This window comes from Proteus sp. GOKU, assembly GCF_015475555.1.
Lineage (GTDB): Bacteria > Pseudomonadota > Gammaproteobacteria > Enterobacterales > Enterobacteriaceae > Proteus > Proteus mirabilis_B.
In genome coordinates this window covers 3129257-3155802 of the sequence record NZ_CP034105.1, presented here as the reverse complement: position 1 = coordinate 3155802, position 26546 = coordinate 3129257, and the positions used below count along the sequence as shown (strand labels likewise).

The following is a 26546-nucleotide window of genomic DNA, read 5'->3' as shown; positions in this document are numbered from 1 at the left end:
GTTACTTTTCTTGTTCACTTGCATGCTGAAATTTAGGGTAGGTTGGTGGCTTCATAAACAGTGTGACCGCTAAAATCAGTAAAACAGGGATGGTTAAAATCAAGAATGCAGGTGTGAAACTACCTGAAATATCTTTGATTGCCCCTGCAAAGAAAGGTGCTAAACAAGCCAGTGTTGAAATTAAATTCATCACTGAAAATAGCTCAAGGTAAGGAGAGCGACCAAAATAGTTAGCAAGCAAAATACTTGATGCTAAGAACGTCATGCCATAACCGATACCGACACAAACCGTAAATAAGATCAGGTAAACCCAAGAATTAGCCATACTTAGCGCGAGCAAGCCAATGATAATAATGCTTAAACTTGCGATAAGTAATTTTTTAGGTTCTAACCATTCACCAATAGCTCCACCCGCTAAGCGTGAAAAAGCATTGATAAAAGCCATACTACTTAAGAGTGTTGCAGCAATAGTTTCACCAAAACCATTTTCAATAATATGTGCAACAGCAAAACTATTGACCGTGATCCCACACCATAAAAAAGCCGTGTAAGTAGCTGCAATAACATAAAATTGCCATGTTCTTAAAGCATGACGAGCCGTCCAAATCTCTTTAGTTTGATAGATACGTTTTGTGGTTTGAAGTTGGCTAATTTTTTTGGCGTGCTCTTGCTCTTTAGTGCCTTCGCGTAAAAATAAGATAGTGAGAAGAGTAACAACAGTGAGTGTGATCGCTGAAATAAGCCAGTGCATTCGCCATGTATGCCATAAATGGGTTGCTAAAAAGTATATCCAAGGTCCAGCAACACCACCTAATCCACCAATGGTAAAATAGACACCAAAGGCAAAAGATTGTTTTTCAAATAAGCGGGAAATAACATAAGTACCGGGTACGGTAGCCAGTAGCGTAAATCCAATACCTAACAGTGCAGTACCGAGAAAATAACGCGAAATAGTGTATGTTTCATAAAGAAAATAGAAACCACTGACAAAAATAATCAATCCAATAAGTAATGTAAGACGAACGCTTAATTTACGGATCAGCAATGTAGGTAAAAAACTCGCAAGACCACAGGTTAATCCTAATAACGTAAAGCCGAGGCCTGCTTGAGTCCAGTTCCACTCTAGCTCGTTTATCATACTAGGGAGAACAACACCTAAAGAAGTAAATGTGGTTGCGGTAGCTAAAAAATACACAAAGCCCAATAATATCAGCATACTCCACTGATAAACGGGACCAAAAATCTGTTGCGTGGCTTGCATCCTGACTCCATCAAATGGGTGCAGTAACCTGAATAATCAGGAGAAAATAGCGAATAACAGACCTTGTTATCTAAGGTCTGTTCGTTTAAAGGCTATTATTCTCTAACTTTATGAGTCGGACTGCTAGCTTAATTTTTCTAAAGCCCATTTGATAGGGTACTGATAGGCATCATCAAGCATCAAGCTTAATGATTTGAGGGTCTCTTTCAGTGGTTGATTATCGCTATGTACAAGATTGAGATGGCCCACTTTGCGGACAGGGCGAACTTCTTTTTCATACCAATGTAAATGAACTAATGGTAATGAAAGCCATTGAGGGTTGACATCAGTGCCAATCAAATTAACCATTACCGCCGGTTGGCAAACCTCAGGTTTTGGCATAGGTAAATCTAAAATTGCACGCAGATGTAACTCAAACTGGCTAATTGAGGCACCATTTTGTGTCCAATGGCCACTGTTATGAACTCGAGGGGCTAATTCGTTAATAAGTAATTTATCACCAACGATAAAGCACTCCATCGCCATTACACCCACATAATTGAGCTTATTAAGGATGGCAGTCAGCATTTTTTCCGCTGATTGTTGTAGTTTTGACGCAGGTGTTGGTAAGGCGACACTCATGCGTAAAATGCCATCTTGATGCAGGTTGTGAGTCAAAGGGTAGAAAACACAGTTTCCATTGCTATCTCTTGCACCCACTAATGAAACTTCACCTAAAAAGGGAATACCTTGCTCAACAATGCATTCACCATAAATTTCAGCAGGTAACTGTTGTTCTTCTCCAGGATGAATACGCCATTGACCACGACCGTCATAACCACCAACTCGGCGCTTCACAATAATAAAGTCACCCAATTGAGCGAAGATATCAGGCCATTGTGTTGGTGACGTTAATGGTTGCCAAGGTGCTGTTGCTAAACCTAGTTCATCAAGAAGTTGTTTTTGAGGCAATCTATCGGCAAGCAATGGGAAAATATCACGGTTTACAAAGTTAGTATGACGCTCTAATTCTTTGGTGAGAGCGGTTTCAGGCCAGCGCTCAATTTCAGCTGTGATTATACTTTTTTGATAGGGAACGGCTTCAGGCTCTGCATCTAATCCGACTGGGTAAACTGCAATTCCTAAAGGCTCACCGGCTTGTCTTAGCATTCGTCCTAATTGACCATTTCCAAGAACACAAACTGGCTTCATAGTGCCTCCCTTGGATCAGGGTTATTTAAGACATCATCAGTTTGTGCTGTACGCCATGCTGTTAGTGCTTCAAAAATAGTAGGGGAGTGTAATGCTAAAATTTGAGCGGCTAATAAAGCGGCATTGGCGGCACCTGCTTTACCAATCGCTAATGTTCCCACAGGAATACCTTTCGGCATTTGCACAATAGAGTAAAGGCTATCAACACCGCTTAATGCAGCACTTTGAACAGGAACTCCTAATACTGGGACGAGCGTTTTTGCTGCGAGCATACCCGGTAAATGGGCAGCACCACCTGCTCCTGCAATAATGACATCAAAGCCATTACTTTTGGCTTGTTCTGCAAAGCTAAATAGCTTATCAGGGGTACGGTGTGCAGAGACAATCTCAACATGATAAGGAAGTTGTAGTGCGTCTAGTACATCAGCGGCATGAGACATTGTTGCCCAGTCGCTTTTAGAGCCCATTACAATAGCGATACGAGCGGAAGAGGTATTTAGACCAACTTGAGAAGACATTACTTAACTGCTCCTGTAAGCATAAACGGATATAGCCTAATAAACTGAGCATGATAGTATCACGCTAACACGCATAGGAAAACGTTTGCGTAAAGAAAAAACAGCCTTTTTATGAAGAAAATAAGCAAAACAACTTAGAAGGGGAAATGAATAAGTTCTATTTTTTCAGCTGTCACTTTAAACATAGAACCTTCAGTATGCCAAGCACCTAATACACCACGATAATGTATTTTATCATCAATATTAACAGTGTGAATTGCTGGACGATGAGTATGACCGTGGATCATCCATTCTGTATTGAAATGCTTAAAAGTATCAATCACAGCCTGTGGGTTAACATCCATAATGGCATCAGACTTATACTGATTTTCGTGCTGGCTACGCGAACGCATTTTGTCAGCGATACGCAGTCGAATAAATAAAGGCAGTAGTGAGAATAAGCGCTGAATAAATTTATTATGCACTTTTTTACGGTAACGTTGATACGCTTCATCATCTGTACAAAGTGTATCACCGTGCAAAATTAGGATGCGATGCTTCTCAATTTCGAGCACTTTTTCTTGTGGAAGTAAGGTGATACCACTCTCTTTTGCAAAACGAGAGCCAATTAAAAAATCACGGTTTCCATGAATAAAATAACAAGGTACTCCTGCATTTTTTAGCGTCATCAGAGCTTGAGCTATTTGTTGATGCAAAGGATTAGGATCATCGTCACCTATCCAAAAATCAAAAAAATCACCTAAGATATAAAGTGCTTTTGCATGAATAGCTTGTTCTTTTAAAAAGCGAAGAAAACCGGCAGTGATTGCCGGTTCATGTTCACTTAAATGCAGGTCTGCAATAAAAAGCGTACACATAAAAAGTGAGGCTTATTCGCTAACCGTTACACTTTTAATGACGATATCTTCACGAGGAACATCTTGGTGGAAACCGCTACGACCAGTGGAAACCGCTTTAATTTTATCAACAACGTCCATGCCTTCAACAACTTCAGCAAAGACACAATATCCCCAACCATTTGCATTTTCAGCACGGAAGTTTAAGAAATCGTTGTCTGCAACGTTGATAAAGAATTGAGCAGTAGCAGAATGAGGATCGTTTGTACGAGCCATTGCTAATGTACCACGGTTGTTTGCTAGGCCATTGTTTGCTTCGTTTCTTACAGGTGCTTTGGTCGCTTTTTGGTTCATACCTGGTTCAAAGCCACCACCTTGGATCATAAAACCATTGATGACACGGTGGAAAATAGTGTTATCGTAGAATCCTTCTTTACAGTAGTCTAAAAAATTTTCTACGGTTGCAGGTGCTTTGTCTGCAAATGTATTAATCACGATATCGCCGTAATTGGTATGAAAAGTAACCATATTCAGATCCTAATATAATTTTAGCTTTACCCAGATTTGGGCATAAACAACAGTCCCGTTTTTATATCACAGTTGCCTAATTTAGTCAGTATGCATCTTTTTCTCGCTCTACTTTTTCTTGCCAAATAAATCAGTAATAGAAAGAAAAAACACTTTTCGCCAAAATTTAGCCAAATAAATCAGTAATAGAAAGAAAAAACACTTTTCGCCAAAATTTAGCCAAATAATAGAAGTTTGATTGTTCACTATCAACGATTGAACAGTGAAAATAAGCGTTAAGCAGAGTAAGATAAAAGCTCTAATCTTGCGTTTGCTTTGACTGCAAGATCCAATATCCTTATTAATATCATGCTATAGTAGTTGTTATTTTCTTTTATATAAAAACGTAATAAACACGTACAGTTGAAAACGGGAACGTCCACTGATGCTAAAGATCTTTAATACTCTCACTCGCCAAAAAGAAGAATTTAAACCTATCCATGCAGGAAAAATAGGTATGTACGTGTGTGGCATCACTATTTATGACTTATGCCATATTGGTCATGGACGTACATTTGTGGCTTTTGACGCCATAACCCGTTATCTGCGTTACTTAGGATACGATGTTAACTATGTTCGTAACGTAACGGATGTGGATGATAAAATCATCAAACGTGCGATTGAAAATAATGAAACATGTGAGCAATTAACGACTCGTATGTTAGCTGAAATGCATAAAGATTTTGATGCATTAAATATTGCTCGCCCTGATTCAGAGCCGCGTGCAACACACCATATTGCTGAAATTATTGAATTAACAGAAGCGTTAATTAAACGTGGACATGCTTACGTTGCCGACAATGGCGATGTAATGTTTGCGATTGATACCGATCCTGATTATGGCTTACTTTCTCGCCAAGATTTAGAGCAACTACAAGCCGGTGCTCGTGTTGAAGTGGCTAACGTAAAACGTAATCCAATGGATTTCGTCTTATGGAAAATGTCTAAACCGGGTGAACCAAGCTGGGAGTCTCCTTGGGGAGAAGGTCGTCCGGGTTGGCATATCGAATGTTCTGCGATGAATGGTAAAGAATTAGGACATCATTTTGATATTCATGGTGGTGGTTCAGACTTAATGTTCCCTCATCATGAAAATGAGATTGCACAATCAACTTGTGCCCATGATGGTCCTTACGTTAATTACTGGATGCACTCGGGTATGGTGATGGTAGACAAAGAAAAAATGTCTAAATCACTTAATAACTTTTTTACTATTCGTGATGTATTGGCTTATTACGATGCTGAAACCGTGCGTTACTTCTTATTATCAGGCCATTATCGTAGTCAACTTAACTACACTGAAGAAAACTTAAAACAGGCTCGCACTGCATTAGAGCGCCTCTATACTTCATTACGTGGAACTGATGCGAATGCACAGCCTGCGGGTGGCGAAGCGTTTGAAGCGCAATTTATTGATGCAATGAACGATGATTTCAATACACCAGAAGCTTATTCAGTTTTGTTTGATTTAGCGCGTGAAGTGAATCGCCTCAAATCAGTTGATATGAATGCAGCGAATGGCTTAGCGGCAGTGTTACGTAAACTTGCTAAGGTATTAGGCTTATTAGAGCAAGAGCCAGAGTACTTCTTACAAAGTGGCGCTAAAGCGGATGATGCTGGTGAAGTTGAAAAAATTGAATCATTAATTCAACAGCGTAACGATGCTCGTAAAAACAAAGATTGGGCTGCGGCTGATGTTGCTCGTGATGCATTAACAGCGATGGGAATTGTTTTAGAAGATGGTCCTCAAGGAACAGTTTGGCGTCGTAATAATTAATACAATGATTGAGTAATTACACTTAATACGTGTTTAATATAAAAATATCGGATATTTAATATCCGATATTTTTTTGTCTGATGATTATTTTATTGACTAATAATACTGGTTTCTCTTTCGCTATCTTTTTGTTTATCTTCAAAATAAGAAATCACATTTTCAGAGAAAAAAAGCCGATGCGTTAAGATAACGATAATAGAAAAAACAACAAAGCCAATTTCTGACATATTTGTCAATGACATCGAAATACTAAGTATAAAAAAGAGTGAAATAGATAAACATACCCATGAGATTTTCAAAAAAGAGTAAGCATTTTTACTGTTTCTAGCGAGTTTTATCCATGCTGTAACTTGCATTATCATCGTTATAATTAGACACAGCATGATGAACAAACCCACAAGCATTGTTTGACCGCCACCCATTGCCATTGCTAATAAATAAATTGGTGCCCCGGCAACTAATATAAATAAACTGACACCTAAAAATAATACCGAAATAACTTGGATCCATAAAAGTACTATGGGCCTTTCCATAACTTCTCCTAAAAACAGAAATAAGTTTTTATTGGCTTTAGAATATCTTTATTAATTTTTATTAAAGTGAAGTTTATCGAATAAATAGAAAAAATAAAGTTTGATTTAATAATAAACAAATATTAATCAATTAAAGAGATTCTATTTTAGAGTTTTCATAACATAGCGTTAATATATTTAATGAAGGCAGTGGTAATTCTACTTAATATTATTCAATTTACCACTGGGTGTTATTACTTATAATTTTAGAGGGGTTAATTCTACTTCTGCCATCATTTTTGCTAATTGTTCACGATCGTGAATACCAACATTAGTTTGGCTTACAGCAAGTGCAGAAACAGCAGTAGCAAGACGTAAGGTGTGCTCACTGGTTTGTCGCATCATTAAGCCATAAATTAAACCACCTACCATTGAATCTCCAGCACCAACCGTACTTACAACATCACACTTAGGCGGTTTTGCCATCCATGCACCAGATGCATTTACCCACATAGCACCTTGTTCACCTAATGAAATAACAACATGAGCAATACCTTGCTGACGCAATGTTTGTGCCGCTTGTACAACATCAGAAAGCTCAGGTAAAGGTCTGCCAGCCCAAATCTCTAATTCATGATGATTGGGTTTAACCAACCAAGGGGAGGCTTTTAATCCTGCGACAAAAGCATCTCTGCTACTGTCGAAGATCAAGCACATACATTCGCCACGTAAGCGTGTCATCCATGCAGTGAAATCATTGAGATCAACACTCGGAGGAACACTACCGCTGACACAAATCATATCAAATTGACCCGCCCAACTTAGCGTGTCGTTAACAAAGCGAGTCCAGTCTTGTTTTGTAATTTCAAAACCAGAGAAATTGAAGTCAGTCACTTTGCCATTGGGCTCTGTGAGTTTGACATTAATTCGAGTACGGCCTTCAACCATTTGAAAACGGTTCGCGATACCGGAGTCACTAAACTCTTTTTGAAATCCATCTTGGTTTTCTTTGCCTAAAAAACCGCCAACAGTAACATCAACGCCAAGGCTTTTTAAAACCTTAGCCACATTGATGCCTTTACCCGCAGCATGGAAGCCAGCCGTTTTAACACGATTAACTTCACCAAGTTCAATGGGATTACTTAAACCGACAAGATCATATGCAGGGTTAAGTGTGATGGTTGCTACTCTGCGTTTCATGCTAGTTCCTTACCTTAAATAAAAGAACAGGCATCGATTTTTGCTGTGATTTAGCAAAGATAGAGATACCTTGAGTGGGTAAGCCGAGCATAAAATCTCCTGTTAGATAAAGGGCAAGAAAGGCTTAAATATCACAAAATAACAACTAAAATAGTATCATTGAGCTGAATCGTTTCAAATTATAACCTGTAATTTAGTACAAACAATGTTCTTTTGCCTAATGAAAGTAGAAATAAATTAGATCTAAATCACATTTATGGGCATTTAAACATGAATAAACGGATAAAAGTATCAATAAAAAGGGTTGTTGCTGAAGTTTTACAGTAATGGTTAAAAAGTGTTATCCATATATAAAATAATAACTTATAGCACTTCTTTTTATCTATTTTTTTATAAAATGTACAATTTGCTGAACAGTGACAGGTAATTATAACCATAGATGGGCTTAAAAATGATGATCTAAATTTAAATATATTAAATTAATTTCTATGGTTTTATTTTAATTCAATGAGTTATGTTGATTTGTCTTTTTAGAATATGACTAAATAAGAAAAAAGAAGGAGAAAATGTGGATTAAAGGTAAAAAAGGATTAAAAAGAAAAAAAGCGAGGCTAAGATAGCGACGCTTTTTCAATATTAATTAATTTGCTGATTATTTGCTAACGCTAACGGAAAACTCACCATAGGTGACCACTTTTCCAGCAACAATTTTACAGCGTTTACGGGTTTCAATTTCACCGTCAACGCTCACTAAACCTTCAGCAATGACACTTTTAGCAGAGGCTCCGCTTTCAGTCCAACCTTGAAGTTTTAATAAATCACAAAGCTCGACATAGTCGTGCCCATCTAATTGAAATGTTTCCATCGATTAATTATTTCCTGTTTCAGGGTCGTGGTACTCTTCGCATGCTTGCAAAGTATTTTGAATAAGTGTGGCGACTGTCATTGGACCTACACCACCAGGGACAGGAGAAATCCAGCCTGCACGTTGAGATGCTGCCTCAAAATCAACATCTCCGACAACTTTACCACTTTCGAGACGGTTTATACCGACATCAATCACGATTGCACCCGGTTTAATCCACTCACCAGGAATAAAGTTAGGTTTACCTACCGCCACAACAACTAAATCCGCATGCTCAACATGAAAGCGCAGATCTTTAGTAAAACGGTGAGTAACTGTTGTTGTACAACCCGCAAGTAATAGTTCTAAGCTCATTGGGCGACCAACAATGTTTGATGCACCAATAATAACGGCATTTAAGCCATTCATAGGAATATTACAACGCTCTAGTAGTGTGACAATACCACGAGGTGTGCAAGGGCGTAATTTAGGTGCTCGTTGGCATAGGCGGCCGATATTATAAGGGTGAAAGCCATCCACATCTTTATCAGGATGAATGCGTTCTAAAACCTTAACATTATCAATTCCGGCAGGTAAAGGGAGCTGAACGAGGATACCATCAATGGTGTTGTCTGCATTAAGCTGGTCGATGAGATTTAATAAATCAGCTTCACTGGTAGTATCTGGTAAATCATAAGAGCGAGAAATAAAGCCTACTTCTTCACAAGCGCGGCGTTTACTTCCAACATAAATCTGTGATGCTGGGTTATCACCCACTAAAATAACAGCTAAACCAGGCGCTCGTTTTCCTGCATTAATACGTTGTTTTACTTTTTCTGCAACTTCGCTTCTGATGGTCTGCGCAATCGATTTCCCATCTATAATTCTTGCTGACATCTATACATCCAAATTATTCAATTACGGTATTGGTCTATTTTGTCAGATCAAGAGCAATCTGTCAGTCGAATACTTGCCATATTTTAACCATATAGTTTGATATCGTTGAAAAAGCGTTGACTCTCAGAATGTTGAACGTATAATTCACACCCGTTATCAGCAGTGATTGCTGACGTCTAATCTCTTCTAGGCGCCCTTAGCTCAGTTGGATAGAGCAACGGCCTTCTAAGCCGTAGGTCACAGGTTCGAATCCTGTAGGGCGTACCATTTAAAATCAAACACTTACACTCATTTTAAATTCTCTACTTTTCTTAAGTGGGACGTATTTGGGACGCAAGTGCCAAAAATACTGTCTATTTGCTTTGCATGTTCAGTTAAATGATTAGGCGCTAGATGAGCATATCTTCTAACCATTTCGATATTTTCCCAGCCTCCCATTTCTTGTAATGCTATTAGCGGAACACCAGATTGAATCAACTTGTATTTTTCTAATTTGTGGTGTCATTTTTGTTTGTTGTGTTGTACAACTAATTATTAACTCAGATATTAATAATTTAATAAAATAGGACTACATTAATATTATAAAAACCTTACAGGAAAATCATGGTGTTTACCTTAACCAAAATAACTGAAAATGATTGGGATTTTTTCAGAAAGTTATATGCAGATGCTGGGATAATGAGGTTTATTTCTGATCCACTAAATGAACAGCAAATTAAAGATGCCTTTGATAGTCGCCTGCCAGAATGGAATATAGAGTCTTCTCATTGGTTATGCTTTGTGATCCGTAGAAAAGTTGACGGGCTCCCAATGGGGTTAACCGGCTTAGTAATTCTTGATAATGTTGAACCTGTAGCCGAGGTGGGATACATAATCGCGAGTGAATTTTCTGGTATGTCTTTGGCTACTGATTCATTATCTGCCTTATTATCACTACCCGAACTATCTGCTATTTCGCGCTATCAGGCCGTGATCACAAGCGGAAACAATGCATCAGTACGCGTTCTGGAAAAAAATGGATTTACCCTTAAAGAGATCATTAAGGATAATTACACGATTGGCGGAGTTATGTTTGATGACTGTATTTATATGCTGAACAAAAAACTGAGTTAAATTAGCCAATAAATCTTAAAGGTCGCCATGTGCGATCTTTTTTCGTATATAGTTACCGTAAATCATCTAGTTTAATTACTGCTGAAATAAGGGATGAATTTTATAAAAAATCACAAGGTGATCTTCAAAAATGAAATTACTAGCTATTTTTTCACTCTTATTTTCAACATTCGCAATGGCTGCTAATCAATGCAAGCCTGATGATATTTGTTTATCTTTCAAAACTAGTAAAGATGAGCTTTCTATAGCATGTAAAAATATAGAGTCAGCAGAAATTGACACTCATATACAAGAAAACGATTCCTTGGGAATTAGACTTAAAAATAATACTGGGTTGAGTGGTTTTTCTGTTAAAAATATCGGTCAAATAGCAGATATTAATATCAACGGAGTCAAATATACTCAGGCTGTCATCACATCTCGTATGGATACTTCTATTAGAGTTACGATAACTTCAAACCCTAACTTTCAATTAGTAGGTGATTTGATAAAGTGTGTTAATTAGAGCTGTTAATTAAACATGATACTAGTAACCTTAATATTCTCTAAAAAAATCAATTATTTAATTATATTCAATAACATACGGATTTAATAAAAACAGTATAAACGGAATAAAATATGCCTTTACCTAACAGATTGAAACCAATAAAAATAAGTAAAGCTAAACTCAATGAGTTGATCGATTTACTACGGAAGATAACTAATAAAATCGATAATGGCGGAACTGAAGATGATCCTGATATTAAAACCATGATGATAAATTGGAACGCACAAGTAGTAACACCTTGTGAGTTTTCAGATTTTCGTGATTATAATTCTTGGACAAGCGCAAAAGAGTTTACAAAAATAGCATTTAATCAGGTGAAATATCTGGATGATCTGACTTATGAAGAGTTAATTAATATTGTTGATTTTATATGTTTAGCTGAAGGCAGTGAATCTGAACAATCCTATGCAATGCAGTTACTCAAAGTAAACTTCAAATCCTTTTCTTCAGATCTTATTTATTGGCCTGATGAGTATTTTAATATTGAAGAAGTCGATGATTTATCATCAGAAGAAATAGCGGCTTATTTGATGGAAGGATCTAATCGAAAATTATCTAGCGCTCCAGAACTTCGATTAAAATATTCAATTCCGAAAGATATTAACAATTGATTATTTATTTTAACAATAAATCAAGCGATTGATTTTATAAATAGATGATGTTTTATTTAAATACAAGAAGATGAAAAATTGCGATGTTTTTTAACTAAAATAGTTTAAATATTAAATCAGATAGCGCTAAACAATATTATTGTATTTTTATCTAAGATTACGGCGCTTCTTATTTCTTGATATAACAATTTCATTTGATGACAAAGTTGTTTCAGCCCAAGCATTTAGCATTGGTGACATTATTTCGGGTGTAATCAACAAACTTTGTGGCGATATTCTCAATATTAAAGCAATAGCAATAAGCTGATCGACTGTTATCTTAAGATGCCCATTTTCCAAACGCGAATAGTGCTGCTGACTGATGCCAAGCCTTCTTGCCATCTCGATACCTGTTATTTTTAATTGCTTTCTTTTCTGTTTAATTCTCTGACCTACAACAATATTAATTGAACTCATATTAATCCCTCTTTTTAAAAGAGATTACCGTAAAAACACTTAAAGATCGATATGAGCGATCAAAAATAGATTATTAATAGTCATTATCTATCAATTTTTATTTATTAAAAGATTTAAACCGTTTTACCTAAATCAAATAATTAGATAAATTACATTAGTCTTTAGCAGTATTTTTGTTTGTTAATGACGAAATAGGAGTGTTAATTAAGAATAATATGAGCTAATTGGAGATTAGTAAGAATGGAAGGCTCCATTTTGCAGAGTCTGTTTGAAACGATGGATGATGATCCGTATCCGATAAGTATAAGTTAATGTTTTTCAAATGATTATTTGATTAAGCTATCAGCTATTCAGATTTTTATCATAAAATAATATTTTCTTTACCCCAGTTTTCTACCCAATCAATTAATTCATCCAACTGATTTTCAGAAAATACCTTTATACCATGTTGACGTAATAAGGTTGTTGCAACACCTTCACCTTGCTTTGTCACACCAGAGAAATTGCCATCATAGATATATTGGCTACCACAGGTTGGGCTTTTATCGGTTAATAGGGCAACGATACAGTTAGAATCTAAAGCTGTGCGCAAAGCAAGCCATGCTGCAAGTTGGTAATGGGCTGTCACATCGTTACCCGTGTTTTCAATCACTTTTGCGCTATTTTGCATAACTTGATAACCATCAGCTTCCAATATTTCAGCCGAGGCTCTAGGTGTTGGCAACCCAGCTGCAAGTTCAGGGCAGTGGATCACTAATCGTTGCTCTTGTTGCCACTGTTCAAATACTGTATTTAATTGTGCTTTTTCTGTGTCGTTATAACGAACCTTAAATCCCATCAGGCAAGCACTAACGAGTATTTTATTTTTCATATAAATTTAGTGATATTACATCCAATTAATGAGATATGTGTTTTGATAGAATTTATATTCTTGGTTGTTATCGTTCAATGCATTTAGAGGATACAATTCTGTTTAAGCACAAAAAGTCACGGTATTTCAGTATTTATAGAACTATTGTGATAAGGTTTCAAATAGAATATTAATAATACCAAGACAGTAGGAAGAAAATATGAAAAAAGGATATTGGATTACATTATTTCTACTGACTTTATTTACCATTCTTATTTTTTTGGCAATAAAAGATATTAAAAATACAAAAGAAAGAGGTTACACCTACACTAAATATAATATCTTTTCTTATTATCTTAATACATCTTCTGTGATTAAATCAGTACCTAGAATTTCGGATGACTATTTTTTCACTGGTGATGGAATTATTGATAGAGGATTTAGAAACGGTAGTGTGACATTTTGTCTTATTACTGATTGGAATAAGGCGTATCTACAATTAAGAGAGTTTACCGATAAATTAGATTTTCCAGTTTATTATGGAAATCCTAAAGTAAGAGATAACGAACAATATCTTGAGATTTATAAATATGATAGTTGTTTGCATATAAGTTATTCTGAAAATTATTTTCGATATTAGTGGATTATTTTAGTGTTTTAGTTAAAGTTGAATTTTCGTTTTTAACTAATTCACGAAAAACCCATTTTTTAGAATGCACTACTAAATCTCCCCAGAGAAAAGCCCTATCAAAAGGGCTTTAGATATTAATTGTAGTTGGATATTTGCTATGAACGTTATTATTTAATAACAGTAGAGAAAGCTTTTGAAAACATTCTATTTAAATCATCAGTTGAACGTTGCGCTGAGCGCTTTTGAGCTAGCTTTTTAGAGGCTGTGACGCTATTGGGATCGAATGTAGTTCGAGATGCAACAGAAAGGGCTACCGCACAGGCTCTTTCTTTAGCGTTATTATTAACTTTAGCCATTTCTTTTTCTCCTTATTTTTTATTTAGATGAATTCTCACATAAAATAAATTTGTTATCAATAGATGAACACTTAACTCAATATTTTTTTATTTCTCTTTTTATTTGTAGCTTTAAATAATCACAGCAGTGACTTATAACCTTTTAATGGATATGGTGATAAAAACCATTTTATTTTTTCATTATCTTTAAATTTAATTTTCATTTCTAATAACATATTCTCAGATAAGCAAAATGGAAAGAAATGATAAAGATGAGAAACAAAAATAAAGGCATCGCCCTCATTATCAAAATAATCAGTATCTAGTGTTAATATTAAAGATAAACAACGATGTGGTTTACCCTTTAAAATATAATCATAAGTCTGACTATTTAAATCAATACAGCCATCCAAGGATTTTTTTATTTTTCTTGTAACTTGTTTATCTAGTTCTGAATAAATTAAATAATCACTTAGCATATTTTTTATTGTTGTAATAGACATCAGCATAAAAGCATTAGCACTATAATGTGATAACAAATGCCAATAACACTTATCGTCAACAATAGGTGGAAAACATTCTGATAAAGGTGTGATATTTTTGAGTAACAGATTATCAGGCATATTTTCACTGTGTGCATTCAGCACACCAATGCTGTTATCTTTATATTTTTCAAAGCCAATATATGTACAGGAAAAATGTAGACTTGGTGGAGAGATAAGTTCCTCGCCTTTATTATCATAGAAATGAACCGTATAGAAGGTTCTTCCGGTGATATCTTTATCTATTGTTAAGGAATAGAAAAGAGAGTTTTGATATTGAGGCAATAGGCGAGATGCTGATGTTAATTCAGTTATTGAATAAAAATGACAATAAATACCACGCTCTTTTTCATGTGGCTCTAATGAAAGCATGATTTCAGATAAACTTGAAAGATAATGGTTATCTGGAATAGGCAGTAAATAAGATGATTTATTCTCTTGAAAATCAAGGATAACTGTATGATCTTTCTCTTTATCAACAGTAGGAATACAGTTAAGTAAAAAACAGTCTTGGCATTGTTCTTCCGTTAATGAAATTTGCTTATTTAAATAAATATTGACTGTAAATTGAGTGCTTTTTCCCCAATCTAATTGTTTGATAATCACGGGAATATCTAAGCTAATAAAATGATGAACATGAGGAAGATACAACCCCTCCAATAATTGTTGTGGTGCTTTCGGGGTATTCTCTGATTGTGGAAAAATAGGATAATCTTTACCAATTTGAGAGTTAAAACAAAACGTTGCATTGTCACCATGATAACTTTGATCGGCATGTTTTAATTCAATATAGTCAAAATGTTGTGTCAACCCAAGTAACAGCGTATCTGCAATATTCTTGATTGGGCTAAGAAATAAATTTAGCGAGCAAGATTGCATTTGCTCTATATCGCCAAGGTAGGCAAAAGTTAAAGAGATACAACTTTTATTAGGTTGATGTGTCACTTGTTTCTCAATAAGAGAATAAGGCTCGATATATAAATCGCGACAAGTTGAAAAACACTCGTTATTACTGCCTAAAGCGCTACTGTTTTTAGGAATGTAATAACTGTAGTTAATTTCTTTATCACAACTGATTTGAATAATGGATGTTGACGGCAACCCTTTTATTGCTTGAGAGCCGAGACGCTGTAATAAAGGGAGTGTAATTTCAGGGAATGCATCATCAATTTTTTCTTGCAAATGAGCAGAAAGAAAGGCAAATCCCTCCATTAAATAGCTGGTTTGAGGATCATCTGGCTCTAAAACTTCCGCTAAATGTGGTTTTTTTTGTGCGTAGGATTTAGCCAGTTTTTGCAGGTATTGCCTTTCTTTTAAATATTTAATTTCGCTCATGTTAATCTAATATCACCCCTTTAATAATAAATAATATCTGCCATGATTTCTGGTTATTTTTAATATGAATAAGGCTTTAATCCTAACTCTTCAGCTTCTTTTTGCAGGAGATAATATCGTGCCAATAATCCATTAATATCTGCATCGAGATTATTAATTAATGCGGGAGAGATAGACTGCTCTTTACTTATTTCTTGTGAAAATGCATATAGCTTATTTTCAATAGGAACAGCTTTATTATGGCTTTTTTGAATTTCATAAATGGCTGTTTTTAAATAAGAAAGGGTAAAGCTTCCTCTGTTACGTTCTTGTTGAACAATCCTATCGGAAAGCTGTTGAATTAATTTATTCGTATCTGACCAACTGCTGTCAATTGGTGCGTTTTCTAATCGTGTAGTAAGGATATTTTGCCATTGTCGTGTTGCGTAAGATTGATCAGCATTATTAGGCCAAAGTTTTTTCGCGACTTCCAACATATGATCTGATTTTCTTAAAGCAAATATAGGAGACTGTTTTTCCATTAAAACAAGGTTATTTGCATATGAACTGATATTTGGTTGATATAACCATTGTGTAATGGCACCTTCAGGTTGAGCGATAATTGCAGAGAGTTCTTTTTGCATCGGCAGATAAATCGCCATACCAATAGTAATAAAAATAGCACTGCTACTTAATAGTCCAATAAAAAAGCCTTTTTTCGCACTCATTGGTTTTTTCTCAAGCGGCGGATCGTCATATAAAACAACTTCGGCGATAGGGTTAGGTTTAGAAGTATTGTTTTCTTTAAGTTCATCAGATGTACTGATATAGACAATAGGCGGAATTTTAACGGCATTATTACTACTTTTTTGAGTCGAACTTTTTGTATTTTGTTCTAAGGTTTTCGCTGCATTTTGGAAAAACCAAAGTAAATTTTCTAGCTTTGGTAATTTAGGCCAATCCGTATGAGCGAGTTGGTCGATAATTAATTGCAGAGCCCTTTCTGAACGATAAATTAAACGTAAATCAGAAGGCGAAAATGTTAACTGACGTAATAAAGCTCCCGCTTTGGTATTAAACCAATTTAAAACATCACACCGATGATTTGGTTGAGTAGGCCAAAGATTATCCCATTGACTTACCACTATATTGGCAAGCAATTCGCATCCTTCAGTAAAACCATTTAACCCATTTAAATGAAGACGAGCTAGCGTGTAATAAGTCCCACTTTGCAAGTCGATACCGTGGGTTTTAAATAACGTTAATGAGAGAGACTCAATAAGAGTCCAACTGATCTCTGGTTGAGAAGGATGATTAAGTTTATTAAATTCCGCTTTTAATGCGATAAATTCAGGGATATCTAAAGGAGAGCCTGCAATTTTTATCACAAATTTTTCTTTTGGCGTATTCATGAATGATCCTATCCCCTTATAAATATAAGGGGAAATCAGTTAATAAAGGGTTTCAGGTAATTTGAAGCGAGTAAATAATCCACCAAAGAAAGGATTATTAGATTCATCGATTGTGATCCGATATGTCATATCACCATTATCAAGGGTGAATTTCACATCAAAAGAGTGCGGCTTTATATTAGTAAGCTTGCCACCATTAATGAGGCGCATTTGTGCCCAAGGGCCATTAAATAAAACAGCTCGAGGTGATTTATCGCCAGAAATAGGCACTAAGGTCAGCTTGCTCTCAACATTTGAACGCATTGAATTAGGCCAAACCATATGTACGGTATGGCTTCTGCCGTGTGAATAATCGAGTAATTGCCCATCAAGATTTAAAACACTACGACGCTTATTACCGGTAAGAGAAAGTGCTTCAATAGCAAATTGCGCTTCTAAATTGCCTTGTGCATTAAAGAATGTATTTCTAATTCGATTTGCAATTTCGAGTTGTTCTAACACATCCGGACGAATAAGTGATTGACCATCACTATTTTCAATCAGGTTGTTTTCAACAAAAAGGCGTAGATTTTGCTGATAGAAGCTATCTAATGTGCCGTTTGGTTTGAAAAAGCGTTCAAACTCGCTTAAAGGGACATCTTGTGTCGTTGCTGCATTAAACGGATAGCGACCTACAATGTAGGTATGATATTGCTTAACAACGGTTTCATTCCACTCAACTTCCATGTAGCGGATAGCTTCTTTTTGTACAACATTCCACGCTTGATCTGCTAATTGTCCTACCCAACGATTCATTGGCTCAGGCAATGTTTTAGCTGATTGAGATAATTCAAAAATAATGTCGCGATTATTATCTTCAAGGCGAGAAGTCACCGCCTTTAATGCCGCTTTACCCGGCACAGGTGAATTATAAATACCTAATAAATAACGATGCAGTTCATTTAATTTTTGATTGAGGTTCTGTAAATTCTCACCATTATTGCTGACAAGAATTTCAGTTTGAGGTGCAAATTCTTTATCTAATCGTGTGAGTAATTTATATTTCAATTCATCCATTAATGCCTTTTGATCAGCAATTGGTAGTGAACTGTCTATTTTCGGCAATGTTGTATTATCTCTTAATACTTGCAATGCACGACGGATGGGTTGTTCACCGCTAATAATCTGCTCTAATGCATTAATTTCATCTTGTAGTGATTCAAATTCTCTTATTTCAAGATTACTCATAGCTGCACGCCATTGAGCCGTATAATCATTTAGATATTGTTCGGTGATTTGACGTTGGATCTCTTTTCTATCACTTTCACTGTATTGGGTATTTGTACTTAAATTTAATACCCATGCATCCAAAAAGGTCAGATCTACCAGCTCATCATTATGTTGAGTAAAGTAGTTTGTTAGCCCATACAGCGTTAGAAGCTGAGGCATTTGAAGTTTATCTTCATTAATAGCGGTAAAAATAGAGTCAAAGCTAGGGCCAACTTGATGACGTATATTTAATGGTGATGAGAGAACTTGGTTCGCTTTAAGGCGCAAGGTTTGATAAACACGTTGATAAAGCGGTAAACGACTTAACTCTTTTTGCGCTGTATCGATTGGCTGAGTAAATGGTGTAAAAGCATTAATAGCAGTTACTTCACCTGCCTTACGTTGAGTTTGCCAATCGGTATGTTTTAATGCGTATTGTAAATGTGACATTAATTGAGATTGAATATCTCTCTGTCCTGTAAATAAGCGACTCCAATAATTAGCCATGAAGTTTTCAACAATCTCATTATTACGCCCACTCTTATCTTCAAGCATGCGCATAATGCGTAATATCTCTAGCTTTTCCTCACTACCTGCTGGTGCTTTTTTCAATTCAGTCAGTAAAGAATTCATTATTGAAGGCAGATAATGTTCTGTTATCAATTGGAGATAAACATTTTCGACATAAGGGCCGACATTCTTTCCTTGGTATAACCCTAGGTCAGAAAACGTGTCACTTTTCTCGCGATAATTACCGTAAGCTAATGTGGCATCTAATAATGGGTTTAATACCGCAAGCTGCTCTTTTCCTGCGGTATTAGTGGTAATCGTCGCTTCTGAAGAGCGAAATGATTTCACTTCATTAAGTACATTTTCGCCAGATTGGTAATTTTTACTGTAATAATGGCTCCAGCCATTCCATAAAGCGATAATACCAACAACACTAATAGCGGAAGCTAATAGAACTCTTCTACGATGTTTTTTAAGCCAAAATTGACTTTCAGCAGCAAGATTTGGCTCTGATAACAAAACATCTTGAAAAAGTGATTGCGTAAAATAGCTATGAGTTTCTGCGATAGGCCAAGTCGCTAATGGTGCTGTTGGTAAATGATATTGAACCGATGCTGTTTGACTAAAGAGATTATCAACCTGACCAACTTGTGTTGCTGAAGTGAGATATATCCCTCTTAATTGAATATCTTGCTCTTTATTACTGGACGTTAATGCATTAAGCAGGCTAATAACGTTAGTTTTTAGCCCTTGGATTTGTCGAATAAAACTAAATAACTTAGTACGTTGGCTTTCATCAACGCGATTGAGCATCATCTCAGGAAGGGCGCTATTCATTTGGCTCACCCACTGTTCCCAAAATGCATTAAGATCTTTTTCCCAATTATTTTCGCTATTTAATCGGAATGTTACACCTAATATTTCATCACGCTGTTTGGCTTCGAGTGACTGAAACATAGCGTCAAATCCCTGTAATAAATCGAGCTTTGTAAACACGATATAAATAGGTAATTGACTATTAAAAGCGATGCGAACTTCTTGTAACCGCATATGCAATGAAGCAATAAACTGGCTATTTTTCTCTTTATCGTTTGTCAGTAGTTGTAATGTATCAATAGTAAGAATAATGCCATTCATTGGTTGACGAGAGCGATGTTCATTTAACCAGACTAATAACTCATTCCATAATCGGTGATAAAGTTTCGGCTTTTCTAAAATAAGATTGGGTTGTGTAATTAACTTACCTTCTGGCATTAATAATATGGCTTGGTCTGCCAATAACATTTTTATATGCAAAGGTAATTTTTGCTCACTGACAATATTTTCAATAGGCGCAATATCTAACGTATTGAGGCTATTTTTTAATAATGTTTTTTTACCACTTTCATCAGTACCTAGCACAAAATACCAAGGCTTTTGATAAAGCGCATTAGTGTGCCCATTTTGATGTTTAATAAATTGCGATTTCCAATAATTTAAATAACGGTTCTGATGTTCAATATCATTAAGTACAGGATCGACAATTGCGAGTTCAACATCTAATTTCAGACCTTCAAGTTTTCTCACACGAAGCCATGTTGCAATACCAACCCAACTGACAACAACTAAAATAGTGATAACTGTCGCTAGCCAGCGCGCACTGAGCGATCTTAATGGGTAATCTCCTTTAAATTCATAATTAGCTCCCCACCACCAAATCCAAATGACAAATAGAGCTGGAATTAAGGCAATAAAAAGTAAAAACAAGGATTTAATTTTTGATTTATCAGCAAAGAAAATTTTTTTTATAAAATCCGTTATTTTCTTTCCAGAAAGAAATGACCAATTCATTATTATTCCCTATGAGAAGACAAGTTTTGTTGATGTTCCACTTTTGATGCTAATTGATTTAATAAATTGGGTTCCCACTCTGATAATGAATATCGAAGCGCATCTTGATAAAGCTGATTAAAATAAACATTTGCGATGGAACTCATCTTTGACGCTTCAAATAGTTGTGCTGAGAGTAACTGCAAATAAAACCGCTGGCGGGGTTCTGTTGTGATTGAAATAGCGTTATCAATCATCAATAACGCGGCATTAAGACCTTCTCGTTCAAAGCAGGTCATAATTTCTTGTTGTTCACTTTGTAGCGATAACGCAGGGCTCGCTTTATTATTCGTTTTGCTTTCTAAGCTATTTAGCCATTGATGAGTTTCTTCTGAAATAAAGAGCGTCATATCAGAGAAATAGAGATGGCTAAGCTGAGGTAATCTGGTTAAAAACAGTGAAAGCTCTTGAGCAATCGCTGATGAAATAGAAGTTAGCCCTAATGATTGAGCGGCTTGAGCTGCAAGATAGTGACCATCTAACCAGTAAGGAGCCAACGTTAAGCTTTGTTCAATTTCATTGAGTAAAGTGAGTGTTGGTTGCATAAGTTGCGCTTTGTAATCGGTCACTCTATCTATTGCCACTGCCGCTAGAGGTGTTTTACCTTGCTTATCGCTCATCGGAAGTGTTTGAATATTATGCCAAATAGCATATCGGCGTAGGCGATAACCAACCGCATCATTAGGGGCTTGTTCACAAAGAATGCCAGCGACTTTTAATAGTGTCTGTTTCCATTGGCGATCATCACTTTGATTAATTTCAACGTGAGGTTGCGTTGCCTCTGAAGTCACGCTTGCTGGAGGTTGAGAAGGTGTTTTTACTTCATTAATGGATTCTGCTTTTACACTTTCTTCAGTTGTAATGGTCGATTTTTGTGTGTTTTCTATATGTTGATACGCTCGGCTTAATTCATCCATTTGCGTAGATAAATTAGGCTGATTGGTGTGCCAAAATTGAGCTAAATAGGCAAATTCACCCAAAATATCATCACGTTGTTCTGATGTGGCTTGCTGGCAAAAACTGTTTTTGACTGATTCAAAACGTTTAATAATTTGTTGTGCTAAACGTAGTTTTAAACGTGGATTACTAGGATAGCTGTTATCCCAATAATGTTGCATATAGGCGCTGGCAACCGTGGCAGCAATAACTAGCTCTTCAGGGACAGCAGCATGTTGCAGTGTTCTTAGAAAATGCACCAATAGACGAAAGTCTTTGGTTTGTGTTGCGAATAGTTGTAATGCACGACGTTGAAGATCATCAATATCTAAAGTGCTATGGCTTAGTGAGCCAAATTTTATCATTTCATTTTCGATATATTCCCAGTCGGCACTATTTTCATCAAGCTGGCTACTTATTTTAGCCTCATCCAAAGGTGCTAAAAGTTGTTCTCGCCATGTACAAAGCGTTTTTGTTGTCATTTTTATCACCAATGACAGGCGGAACGCAGAGGTTTTATCTCTTCGTTAATGCCTGAAATATTAAAGGTTAATTTCTCATCATTCGCTAATTTGATGGTTAGTTTTGTGCTGGAAAGTAGTTGTTTGATTTCATCAATACCGGGTATGCCGCGGCTTGCTTCAAGCAAATAACCGTCTTCTCGTAGAAACCATTCGCTACTTAGTTGTGTTTTGTCCGTGATGAGCTGGATGTTTCCTGCAGTTTGTTTTTTGGGTAACGCAATTTGCATACGAGTAATGTTGTCGATACAACTGAGCATTAAAATAGGGCGGGGTGGCTGATATCCCATGGCTGGGATCGTCATAATGACGGGATAAGTTCCTTTGTTATTGGCTGTCACCATAAATCCCGCTGTATAGTTTTCACGCTTTATTTCATGCTCTACCGCTAAGCGCCAAATATCGCCCATCGCACTGATATCAAAAGTAGAAGTTTGTTTGTTCTCAATATTAATTTGGTCATAACAAGATAAACGAATAAGTTGAGATACCTCTTCACGACATTGAGAGAGCGCTTGTTCAGTAAGATTAACTTCATCCTCTTGCGCCTGTGCAAAGGCGTTGTTGAGTAAACAGAAAGCCAGAAAAATGAAATAAATAATCCGTGAATAAATCATTCAAGACATCCATATTTTTTTAATTTATATAGAAGAGATCGCTTTGAAATATTTAAGTTTTCAGCAATTAAATTGAGATCGTCATTACTGCTTTCTTGTTGATAACGCAGAATTGACGCTTCATAGCGTTCAGTGGCTAAAGTAAGATCGTTCACTTCAGCGAAAGAGTGCGTTGATGCTCGCGTTGAAGTTAAATTCGATACGGATAATGAACGTAATGTCTGATTAATTTTATCTTCTTTTTCTTGTTGTAATTTCAATAGATATTGCAGATCAGCAATTTTTTGTTGTGATTGAGAAAACGCCAAGATGCTTTTTAATTGATGATGAAAAATATTGCAGTAAATAGAGAAGATCCCTTGCTCATAAACGGTTTCATCGAGATCTTGCCCTAACATAATAATTAACCCACAAGGCTTATTATTCAGATCAGTAAAGGGAATACTAAACAACCCGCAATGCACAGGTTGTTTGGCGATAAACTGTTGTAAGGCGTGATCGCTAATATAACTGCCCTGTTTTAGATCATTCCAAAGTACAGATTGTGGTTGTGATAGAAGCTGGATCAAGGGGTGATCCGCTTCTGTAATATCGACATCCAAATGTTTTTTCTCTACTTTCTCACTAAGATCAATGCTCCAGCTCTCTAAGCGGTTCTCTGATTTATTAATCATTGAAACAATAAGTGCGCTGAATGGACTACGAGGCATACTGAGCTCAAGAAATTGGCTGATCAGTGAGTCCACATCTAAACAAGTTAAGAGAGAGAGCGCATTTTTCAGTCTGTGCTTCATAGTTCTACATTTACCTCTGCAATAAATTGGTTATCTTGCGTTGATAACCGTATCGTCCTGATATCTTCATTTCGTGCACTGTGTTGCAAGAGAAGAAGTGAAAGAGGAGGGAGTAGTGCGCCATCAATAATGGATTCTAAAATTCTTGCTCCGTTTTCTGCTCGTGAAGCACGTTGCAATATTTCATCTGAAACAGTGTCTTCTAGCCTGATTTCTGCATGAAAACGTTGTGTAAGTAGTTCAGTTAAGCGTGTTAGTTTGTAAGTAATAATCTCTTTGAGAATAGCCTGCGTTAACGGTAAAAACGGAATAACTTCCATACGTGCTAAAAGAGCAGGTTTAAAGAAAGTGGTTAATTCTGGGTAGAGGGCATCATGCAACTCATCCGGTTTATCGGCATGAGCCATAATGATGTGATCGCCCAAGTTAGAAGTTAAGAAAAAGGCGACATTCTTACAGTCAATAATACGGCCTTCTCCATCGGCTAACTCTCCTTTATCAAAGGCTTGATAAAACAGGTTTAAAACATCGGGATGGGCTTTTTCTACTTCATCAAGTAATACAACAGAATAAGGTTTTTTACGAATAGCCTCTGTTAATACTCCGCCTTCGCCATAACCTACATAACCTGGAGGTGAGCCAATTAGGCGAGAAACCGTGTGTTTTTCCTGAAATTCAGACATGTTGATCGTGGTTAAATACTGTGTTCCACCAAACATTAACTGAGCAATTTGAATAACAGTTTCTGTTTTACCGACACCACTTGGTCCTGCTAACAAGAATGCACCAAGAGGACGACCAGAACGGCGGAGATCGGCGCGCGCTGTCAGTAAGTGTTTATGAAGATGCTTAATGGCGAGAGTTTGCCCTTTGATGCTTTGTTCAAGATAGGTCGGAAGCTCTGTCACCACTAATAATGCATCTTGTGATAAGCGATTAAGAGGTACGCCTGTCCATTCAGCAATAACGGCAGCGATTTGTTTTTTATCTACATGAGGAGAGACTAATAGAGAGTGTTGATGTAATTCAGTTAACTCTTCATTTAGAGCATTTAAGCGAGATTTTAGCTCATCACTATTATTTTCAACACTTTCAGTGTTTGTCTCTTCTTCAAGTGATTTAGTCAATGCTGATAATAAAGTTGATCGTAATTCAATAATTTCACGAACAATATTTTTCTGTTTTTCCCACGCCTGTTGAAGCACTTCAATTTGTGTTTCTATCTCAATAGACTGATTGTCTAATATCGCCAAGCGCTCTGAATGATCTTTTAAACCTAATTGCTGTTCACGAATTAATACATCTCGCTCCATCTTGATTTGATGGCGTTGCGTTTTTAATGCTGATAGCTGTTTAGGTGGAGTTGAAAGATTGATAGCTGCACGAGCACAAGCGGTATCAAGCACATCAATGGCTTTATCTGGAAGTTGGCGACCAGAAAGATAACGCTCACTTAATTGTGCTGATGCACAGAGCGCTTCATCATCAATAAAAACTTGGTGCGCTTTTTCATAGATAGAGCGTAACCCGCGCATAATAATAATAGCTTCATCGGCAGTAGGCTCTTTCACTTGAACAAGTTGGAAGCGACGCGCTAATGCGGCATCTTTCTCAAAGTATTTTTTGTATTCGCTCCAAGTGGTTGCTGCGATAGTACTTAATTCACCACGAGCTAATGCAGGTTTTAGCAAATTGGAGATATCTAAGCCACCTTGCTGATTTCCTGCACCAATCAAGGTATGAGCTTCATCAATAAATAAAATAATAGGAGTCGGTGATTGTGCCACTTCTTGCATAATGCCTTTAAAGCGTTTTTCAAATTCACCTTTAACGGCAGCACCAGCTTGAAGAGCGCCTAAATCCAATGTTAATAACTCACATTCTTTGAGTTTTTCAGGAATTTCGCCAGCGATAATACGTAAGGCTAACCCTTCAATTAAGGCACTTTTACCGACACCCGCTTCACCGACAACCACGGGGTTGTTTTTACGACGACGGCAGAGAATATCAATCATTAAGTCAATTTCATGATCACGACATAAAACCGGATCTAGCTGGTTATCTCTTGCTTGTTGCGTCATATTTTGTGTAAAACGCGCAAGCATAGAGTCCGATTGAACATGACTATTGGATGATTTATTAGCTTCTGCTATTGGTGCTTCTGCTGATGTCAGCGTCCACTCATCAAAGTTGAGTTTGAGTTGTTCTCTATTGATTTGAGAGAGTAATTCGACTGCTGATTTAGGCAAATAGCGATGAGGCATTTGCAATAAAGTGAGTAATAACGCGCCTGAACGTAATTCGTTATGACTAAGCTCTGCTGAAGCCAATAACCAACTATCTTTAAGCCATTCCACTAATAGTGGGGAAAAGCTTGGATAACTTTGTGTCACGCTTTGGTGCTGTACAGAGTTAAGATCTAAAAGCGCTGTTAATTCAGTTGGATTGATATCAACTTTATTAAAAATAGTGCGGATATCCGTTAGTGGTGTTTCCAGCAGTTGTTGTAAAAATTGGTCTACTGTAATTTCAAGTTGCTGCTGGCTTACACAAAACGCAGCCGCATTTTCTAAAGCGTGTTTAGCAATAGGGTGAAGTCTATTAACTAATGTTGAGAGATCAATCTGGATCATAAGG

At 36.5% G+C, this 26546-nt stretch carries 24 protein-coding genes, 1 tRNA gene and 1 pseudogene; 6 read left to right on the top strand and 20 right to left on the bottom strand.

The window, feature by feature from the left end; translation table 11 throughout:
* Nucleotide 1: 1 nt before the first annotated feature.
* The 5 genes from EHE21_RS14560 to ppiB all read right to left on the bottom strand — a co-directional run bounded on the left by EHE21_RS14560 (nucleotide 2) and on the right by ppiB (nucleotide 4334).
* Nucleotides 2-1261: a CynX/NimT family MFS transporter gene (locus EHE21_RS14560; RefSeq protein WP_194951057.1), complete on the bottom strand. Its 1260-nt coding sequence runs from the start codon at nucleotides 1259-1261 to the stop codon at nucleotides 2-4.
* A 123-nt stretch (nucleotides 1262-1384) separates the two neighbouring features.
* Complete coding sequence (gene purK / locus EHE21_RS14555) at nucleotides 1385-2452, bottom strand: 5-(carboxyamino)imidazole ribonucleotide synthase (protein WP_194951056.1); 1068 nt, start codon at nucleotides 2450-2452, stop codon at nucleotides 1385-1387.
* On the bottom strand, nucleotides 2449-2970 hold the full coding sequence (purE, locus tag EHE21_RS14550) for a 5-(carboxyamino)imidazole ribonucleotide mutase (RefSeq protein ID WP_088494797.1): 522 nt from the start codon (nucleotides 2968-2970) through the stop codon (nucleotides 2449-2451). Before purE ends, purK begins: the two co-directional genes overlap by 4 nt.
* A 134-nt stretch (nucleotides 2971-3104) precedes the next feature.
* Nucleotides 3105-3827, bottom strand: a complete 723-nt coding sequence (locus EHE21_RS14545; protein ID WP_194951055.1) for a UDP-2,3-diacylglucosamine diphosphatase — start codon at nucleotides 3825-3827, stop codon at nucleotides 3105-3107.
* A 12-nt stretch (nucleotides 3828-3839) separates the two neighbouring features.
* Complete coding sequence (gene ppiB, locus EHE21_RS14540; RefSeq protein WP_006533972.1) at nucleotides 3840-4334, bottom strand: peptidylprolyl isomerase B; 495 nt, start codon at nucleotides 4332-4334, stop codon at nucleotides 3840-3842.
* Nucleotides 4335-4758: 424 nt separating this feature from the next.
* Between ppiB and cysS the strand changes: the two genes are divergently transcribed.
* Nucleotides 4759-6150, top strand: a complete 1392-nt coding sequence (gene cysS, locus EHE21_RS14535) for a cysteine--tRNA ligase (RefSeq protein WP_088494799.1) — start codon at nucleotides 4759-4761, stop codon at nucleotides 6148-6150.
* A gap of 89 nt (nucleotides 6151-6239) precedes the next feature.
* Here cysS and EHE21_RS14530 read toward each other — a convergent pair whose 3' ends face one another.
* The 4 genes from EHE21_RS14530 to folD all read right to left on the bottom strand — a co-directional run bounded on the left by EHE21_RS14530 (nucleotide 6240) and on the right by folD (nucleotide 9603).
* A complete protein-coding gene (locus EHE21_RS14530) occupies nucleotides 6240-6683 on the bottom strand; it encodes a hypothetical protein (RefSeq protein WP_194951054.1) in 444 nt (147 codons plus the stop codon).
* A 237-nt stretch (nucleotides 6684-6920) separates the two neighbouring features.
* Nucleotides 6921-7862, bottom strand: coding sequence for a 1-phosphofructokinase (fruK, locus tag EHE21_RS14525; RefSeq protein WP_194951053.1), 942 nt, complete (start codon nucleotides 7860-7862; stop codon nucleotides 6921-6923).
* 652 nt (nucleotides 7863-8514) lie between these two features.
* Nucleotides 8515-8727 carry a ribosome-associated protein YbcJ gene (gene ybcJ / locus EHE21_RS14520; RefSeq protein ID WP_194951052.1) on the bottom strand — a complete coding sequence of 71 codons (213 nt, stop codon included), beginning with the start codon at nucleotides 8725-8727 and terminating at the stop codon, nucleotides 8515-8517.
* A gap of 3 nt (nucleotides 8728-8730) precedes the next feature.
* Nucleotides 8731-9603, bottom strand: a complete 873-nt coding sequence (gene folD, locus EHE21_RS14515) for a bifunctional methylenetetrahydrofolate dehydrogenase/methenyltetrahydrofolate cyclohydrolase FolD (protein WP_075673948.1) — start codon at nucleotides 9601-9603, stop codon at nucleotides 8731-8733.
* 190 nt (nucleotides 9604-9793) lie between these two features.
* Between folD and EHE21_RS14510 the strand changes: the two genes are divergently transcribed.
* Nucleotides 9794-9870 (top strand) — tRNA-Arg (locus tag EHE21_RS14510).
* 21 nt (nucleotides 9871-9891) lie between these two features.
* Here the strand turns inward: EHE21_RS14510 and EHE21_RS14505 are convergent.
* Nucleotides 9892-10080 (bottom strand): annotated as a pseudogene (locus EHE21_RS14505) (tyrosine-type recombinase/integrase); the annotation flags it as partial.
* Between the two features lie 126 nt (nucleotides 10081-10206).
* Between EHE21_RS14505 and EHE21_RS14500 the strand changes: the two are divergent.
* From EHE21_RS14500 to EHE21_RS14490, 3 genes are all read left to right on the top strand, one after another.
* Nucleotides 10207-10716 (top strand): GNAT family N-acetyltransferase, encoded by a 510-nt coding sequence (locus EHE21_RS14500; RefSeq protein ID WP_194951051.1) that lies wholly within the window; start codon nucleotides 10207-10209, stop codon nucleotides 10714-10716.
* Nucleotides 10717-10846: 130 nt separating this feature from the next.
* Complete coding sequence (locus EHE21_RS14495; protein WP_088494805.1) at nucleotides 10847-11221, top strand: hypothetical protein; 375 nt, start codon at nucleotides 10847-10849, stop codon at nucleotides 11219-11221.
* 113 nt (nucleotides 11222-11334) lie between these two features.
* Entirely contained in the window at nucleotides 11335-11874 is a 540-nt protein-coding gene (locus EHE21_RS14490) for a hypothetical protein (RefSeq protein ID WP_194951050.1), read from the top strand.
* Between the two features lie 147 nt (nucleotides 11875-12021).
* On the opposite strand, the gene EHE21_RS14485 is transcribed toward EHE21_RS14490, so the two are convergent.
* Together EHE21_RS14485 and EHE21_RS14480 are read right to left on the bottom strand one after the other, a co-directional pair.
* Entirely contained in the window at nucleotides 12022-12330 is a 309-nt protein-coding gene (locus tag EHE21_RS14485) for a helix-turn-helix domain-containing protein (RefSeq protein ID WP_194951049.1), read from the bottom strand.
* Nucleotides 12331-12691: 361 nt separating this feature from the next.
* Nucleotides 12692-13201 carry a DUF523 domain-containing protein gene (locus tag EHE21_RS14480; protein WP_194951048.1) on the bottom strand — a complete coding sequence of 170 codons (510 nt, stop codon included), beginning with the start codon at nucleotides 13199-13201 and terminating at the stop codon, nucleotides 12692-12694.
* Between the two features lie 199 nt (nucleotides 13202-13400).
* On the opposite strand from EHE21_RS14480, the gene EHE21_RS14475 reads away from it, so the two are divergent.
* Nucleotides 13401-13820 (top strand): hypothetical protein, encoded by a 420-nt coding sequence (locus EHE21_RS14475; RefSeq protein WP_194951047.1) that lies wholly within the window; start codon nucleotides 13401-13403, stop codon nucleotides 13818-13820.
* A 158-nt stretch (nucleotides 13821-13978) separates the two neighbouring features.
* Here the strand turns inward: EHE21_RS14475 and EHE21_RS14470 are convergent, their stop codons facing one another.
* The 8 genes from EHE21_RS14470 to tssH all read right to left on the bottom strand — a co-directional run bounded on the left by EHE21_RS14470 (nucleotide 13979) and on the right by tssH (nucleotide 26542).
* Nucleotides 13979-14167 (bottom strand): hypothetical protein, encoded by a 189-nt coding sequence (locus EHE21_RS14470; protein WP_194951046.1) that lies wholly within the window; start codon nucleotides 14165-14167, stop codon nucleotides 13979-13981.
* A gap of 119 nt (nucleotides 14168-14286) precedes the next feature.
* Nucleotides 14287-16023, bottom strand: a complete 1737-nt coding sequence (locus EHE21_RS14465; protein WP_194951045.1) for a type VI secretion system baseplate subunit TssF — start codon at nucleotides 16021-16023, stop codon at nucleotides 14287-14289.
* Between the two features lie 59 nt (nucleotides 16024-16082).
* The gene (locus EHE21_RS14460; RefSeq protein ID WP_194951044.1) at nucleotides 16083-17414 is read right to left on the bottom strand and encodes a VasL domain-containing protein; all 1332 of its coding nucleotides are present in this window, start codon (nucleotides 17412-17414) and stop codon (nucleotides 16083-16085) included.
* Between the two features lie 39 nt (nucleotides 17415-17453).
* Nucleotides 17454-21002 (bottom strand): type VI secretion system membrane subunit TssM, encoded by a 3549-nt coding sequence (gene tssM / locus EHE21_RS14455; RefSeq protein ID WP_194951043.1) that lies wholly within the window; start codon nucleotides 21000-21002, stop codon nucleotides 17454-17456.
* 2 nt (nucleotides 21003-21004) lie between these two features.
* The gene (tssA, locus tag EHE21_RS14450) at nucleotides 21005-22459 is read right to left on the bottom strand and encodes a type VI secretion system protein TssA (protein WP_194951042.1); all 1455 of its coding nucleotides are present in this window, start codon (nucleotides 22457-22459) and stop codon (nucleotides 21005-21007) included.
* A 5-nt stretch (nucleotides 22460-22464) separates the two neighbouring features.
* Nucleotides 22465-23115 (bottom strand): type VI secretion system-associated protein VasI, encoded by a 651-nt coding sequence (gene vasI / locus EHE21_RS14445; RefSeq protein ID WP_194951041.1) that lies wholly within the window; start codon nucleotides 23113-23115, stop codon nucleotides 22465-22467.
* Nucleotides 23112-23909, bottom strand: coding sequence for a Fis family transcriptional regulator (locus EHE21_RS14440; protein ID WP_194951040.1), 798 nt, complete (start codon nucleotides 23907-23909; stop codon nucleotides 23112-23114). The genes vasI and EHE21_RS14440 overlap by 4 nt, the downstream gene beginning before the upstream one ends.
* Nucleotides 23906-26542, bottom strand: a complete 2637-nt coding sequence (gene tssH / locus EHE21_RS14435) for a type VI secretion system ATPase TssH (protein WP_194951039.1) — start codon at nucleotides 26540-26542, stop codon at nucleotides 23906-23908. Before tssH ends, EHE21_RS14440 begins: the two co-directional genes overlap by 4 nt.
* Nucleotides 26543-26546 lie beyond the last annotated feature (4 nt).

Excerpts from the sequence above, each read along its gene's own strand:
- tssM (WP_194951043.1), bottom strand. The coding sequence starts at position 21,002 with ATGAATTGGTCATTTCTTTCTGGAAAGAAAATAACGGATTTTATAAAA.
- EHE21_RS14490 (WP_194951050.1), top strand. The coding sequence starts at position 11,335 with ATGCCTTTACCTAACAGATTGAAACCAATAAAAATAAGTAAAGCTAAA.
- tssA (WP_194951042.1), bottom strand. The coding sequence starts at position 22,459 with ATGACAACAAAAACGCTTTGTACATGGCGAGAACAACTTTTAGCACCT.
- EHE21_RS14480 (WP_194951048.1), bottom strand. The coding sequence starts at position 13,201 with ATGAAAAATAAAATACTCGTTAGTGCTTGCCTGATGGGATTTAAGGTT.
- ybcJ (WP_194951052.1), bottom strand. The coding sequence starts at position 8,727 with ATGGAAACATTTCAATTAGATGGGCACGACTATGTCGAGCTTTGTGAT.
- EHE21_RS14475 (WP_194951047.1), top strand. The coding sequence starts at position 13,401 with ATGAAAAAAGGATATTGGATTACATTATTTCTACTGACTTTATTTACC.
- EHE21_RS14530 (WP_194951054.1), bottom strand. The coding sequence starts at position 6,683 with ATGGAAAGGCCCATAGTACTTTTATGGATCCAAGTTATTTCGGTATTA.
- EHE21_RS14560 (WP_194951057.1), bottom strand. The coding sequence starts at position 1,261 with ATGCAAGCCACGCAACAGATTTTTGGTCCCGTTTATCAGTGGAGTATG.
- EHE21_RS14545 (WP_194951055.1), bottom strand. The coding sequence starts at position 3,827 with ATGTGTACGCTTTTTATTGCAGACCTGCATTTAAGTGAACATGAACCG.
- vasI (WP_194951041.1), bottom strand. The coding sequence starts at position 23,115 with ATGATTTATTCACGGATTATTTATTTCATTTTTCTGGCTTTCTGTTTA.
- fruK (WP_194951053.1), bottom strand. The coding sequence starts at position 7,862 with ATGAAACGCAGAGTAGCAACCATCACACTTAACCCTGCATATGATCTT.
- EHE21_RS14460 (WP_194951044.1), bottom strand. The coding sequence starts at position 17,414 with ATGAATACGCCAAAAGAAAAATTTGTGATAAAAATTGCAGGCTCTCCT.
- EHE21_RS14470 (WP_194951046.1), bottom strand. The coding sequence starts at position 14,167 with ATGGCTAAAGTTAATAATAACGCTAAAGAAAGAGCCTGTGCGGTAGCC.
- EHE21_RS14495 (WP_088494805.1), top strand. The coding sequence starts at position 10,847 with ATGAAATTACTAGCTATTTTTTCACTCTTATTTTCAACATTCGCAATG.
- EHE21_RS14485 (WP_194951049.1), bottom strand. The coding sequence starts at position 12,330 with ATGAGTTCAATTAATATTGTTGTAGGTCAGAGAATTAAACAGAAAAGA.
- tssH (WP_194951039.1), bottom strand. The coding sequence starts at position 26,542 with ATGATCCAGATTGATCTCTCAACATTAGTTAATAGACTTCACCCTATT.
- folD (WP_075673948.1), bottom strand. The coding sequence starts at position 9,603 with ATGTCAGCAAGAATTATAGATGGGAAATCGATTGCGCAGACCATCAGA.
- EHE21_RS14440 (WP_194951040.1), bottom strand. The coding sequence starts at position 23,909 with ATGAAGCACAGACTGAAAAATGCGCTCTCTCTCTTAACTTGTTTAGAT.
- EHE21_RS14465 (WP_194951045.1), bottom strand. The coding sequence starts at position 16,023 with ATGAGCGAAATTAAATATTTAAAAGAAAGGCAATACCTGCAAAAACTG.
- ppiB (WP_006533972.1), bottom strand. The coding sequence starts at position 4,334 with ATGGTTACTTTTCATACCAATTACGGCGATATCGTGATTAATACATTT.
- purE (WP_088494797.1), bottom strand. The coding sequence starts at position 2,970 with ATGTCTTCTCAAGTTGGTCTAAATACCTCTTCCGCTCGTATCGCTATT.
- cysS (WP_088494799.1), top strand. The coding sequence starts at position 4,759 with ATGCTAAAGATCTTTAATACTCTCACTCGCCAAAAAGAAGAATTTAAA.
- purK (WP_194951056.1), bottom strand. The coding sequence starts at position 2,452 with ATGAAGCCAGTTTGTGTTCTTGGAAATGGTCAATTAGGACGAATGCTA.
- EHE21_RS14500 (WP_194951051.1), top strand. The coding sequence starts at position 10,207 with ATGGTGTTTACCTTAACCAAAATAACTGAAAATGATTGGGATTTTTTC.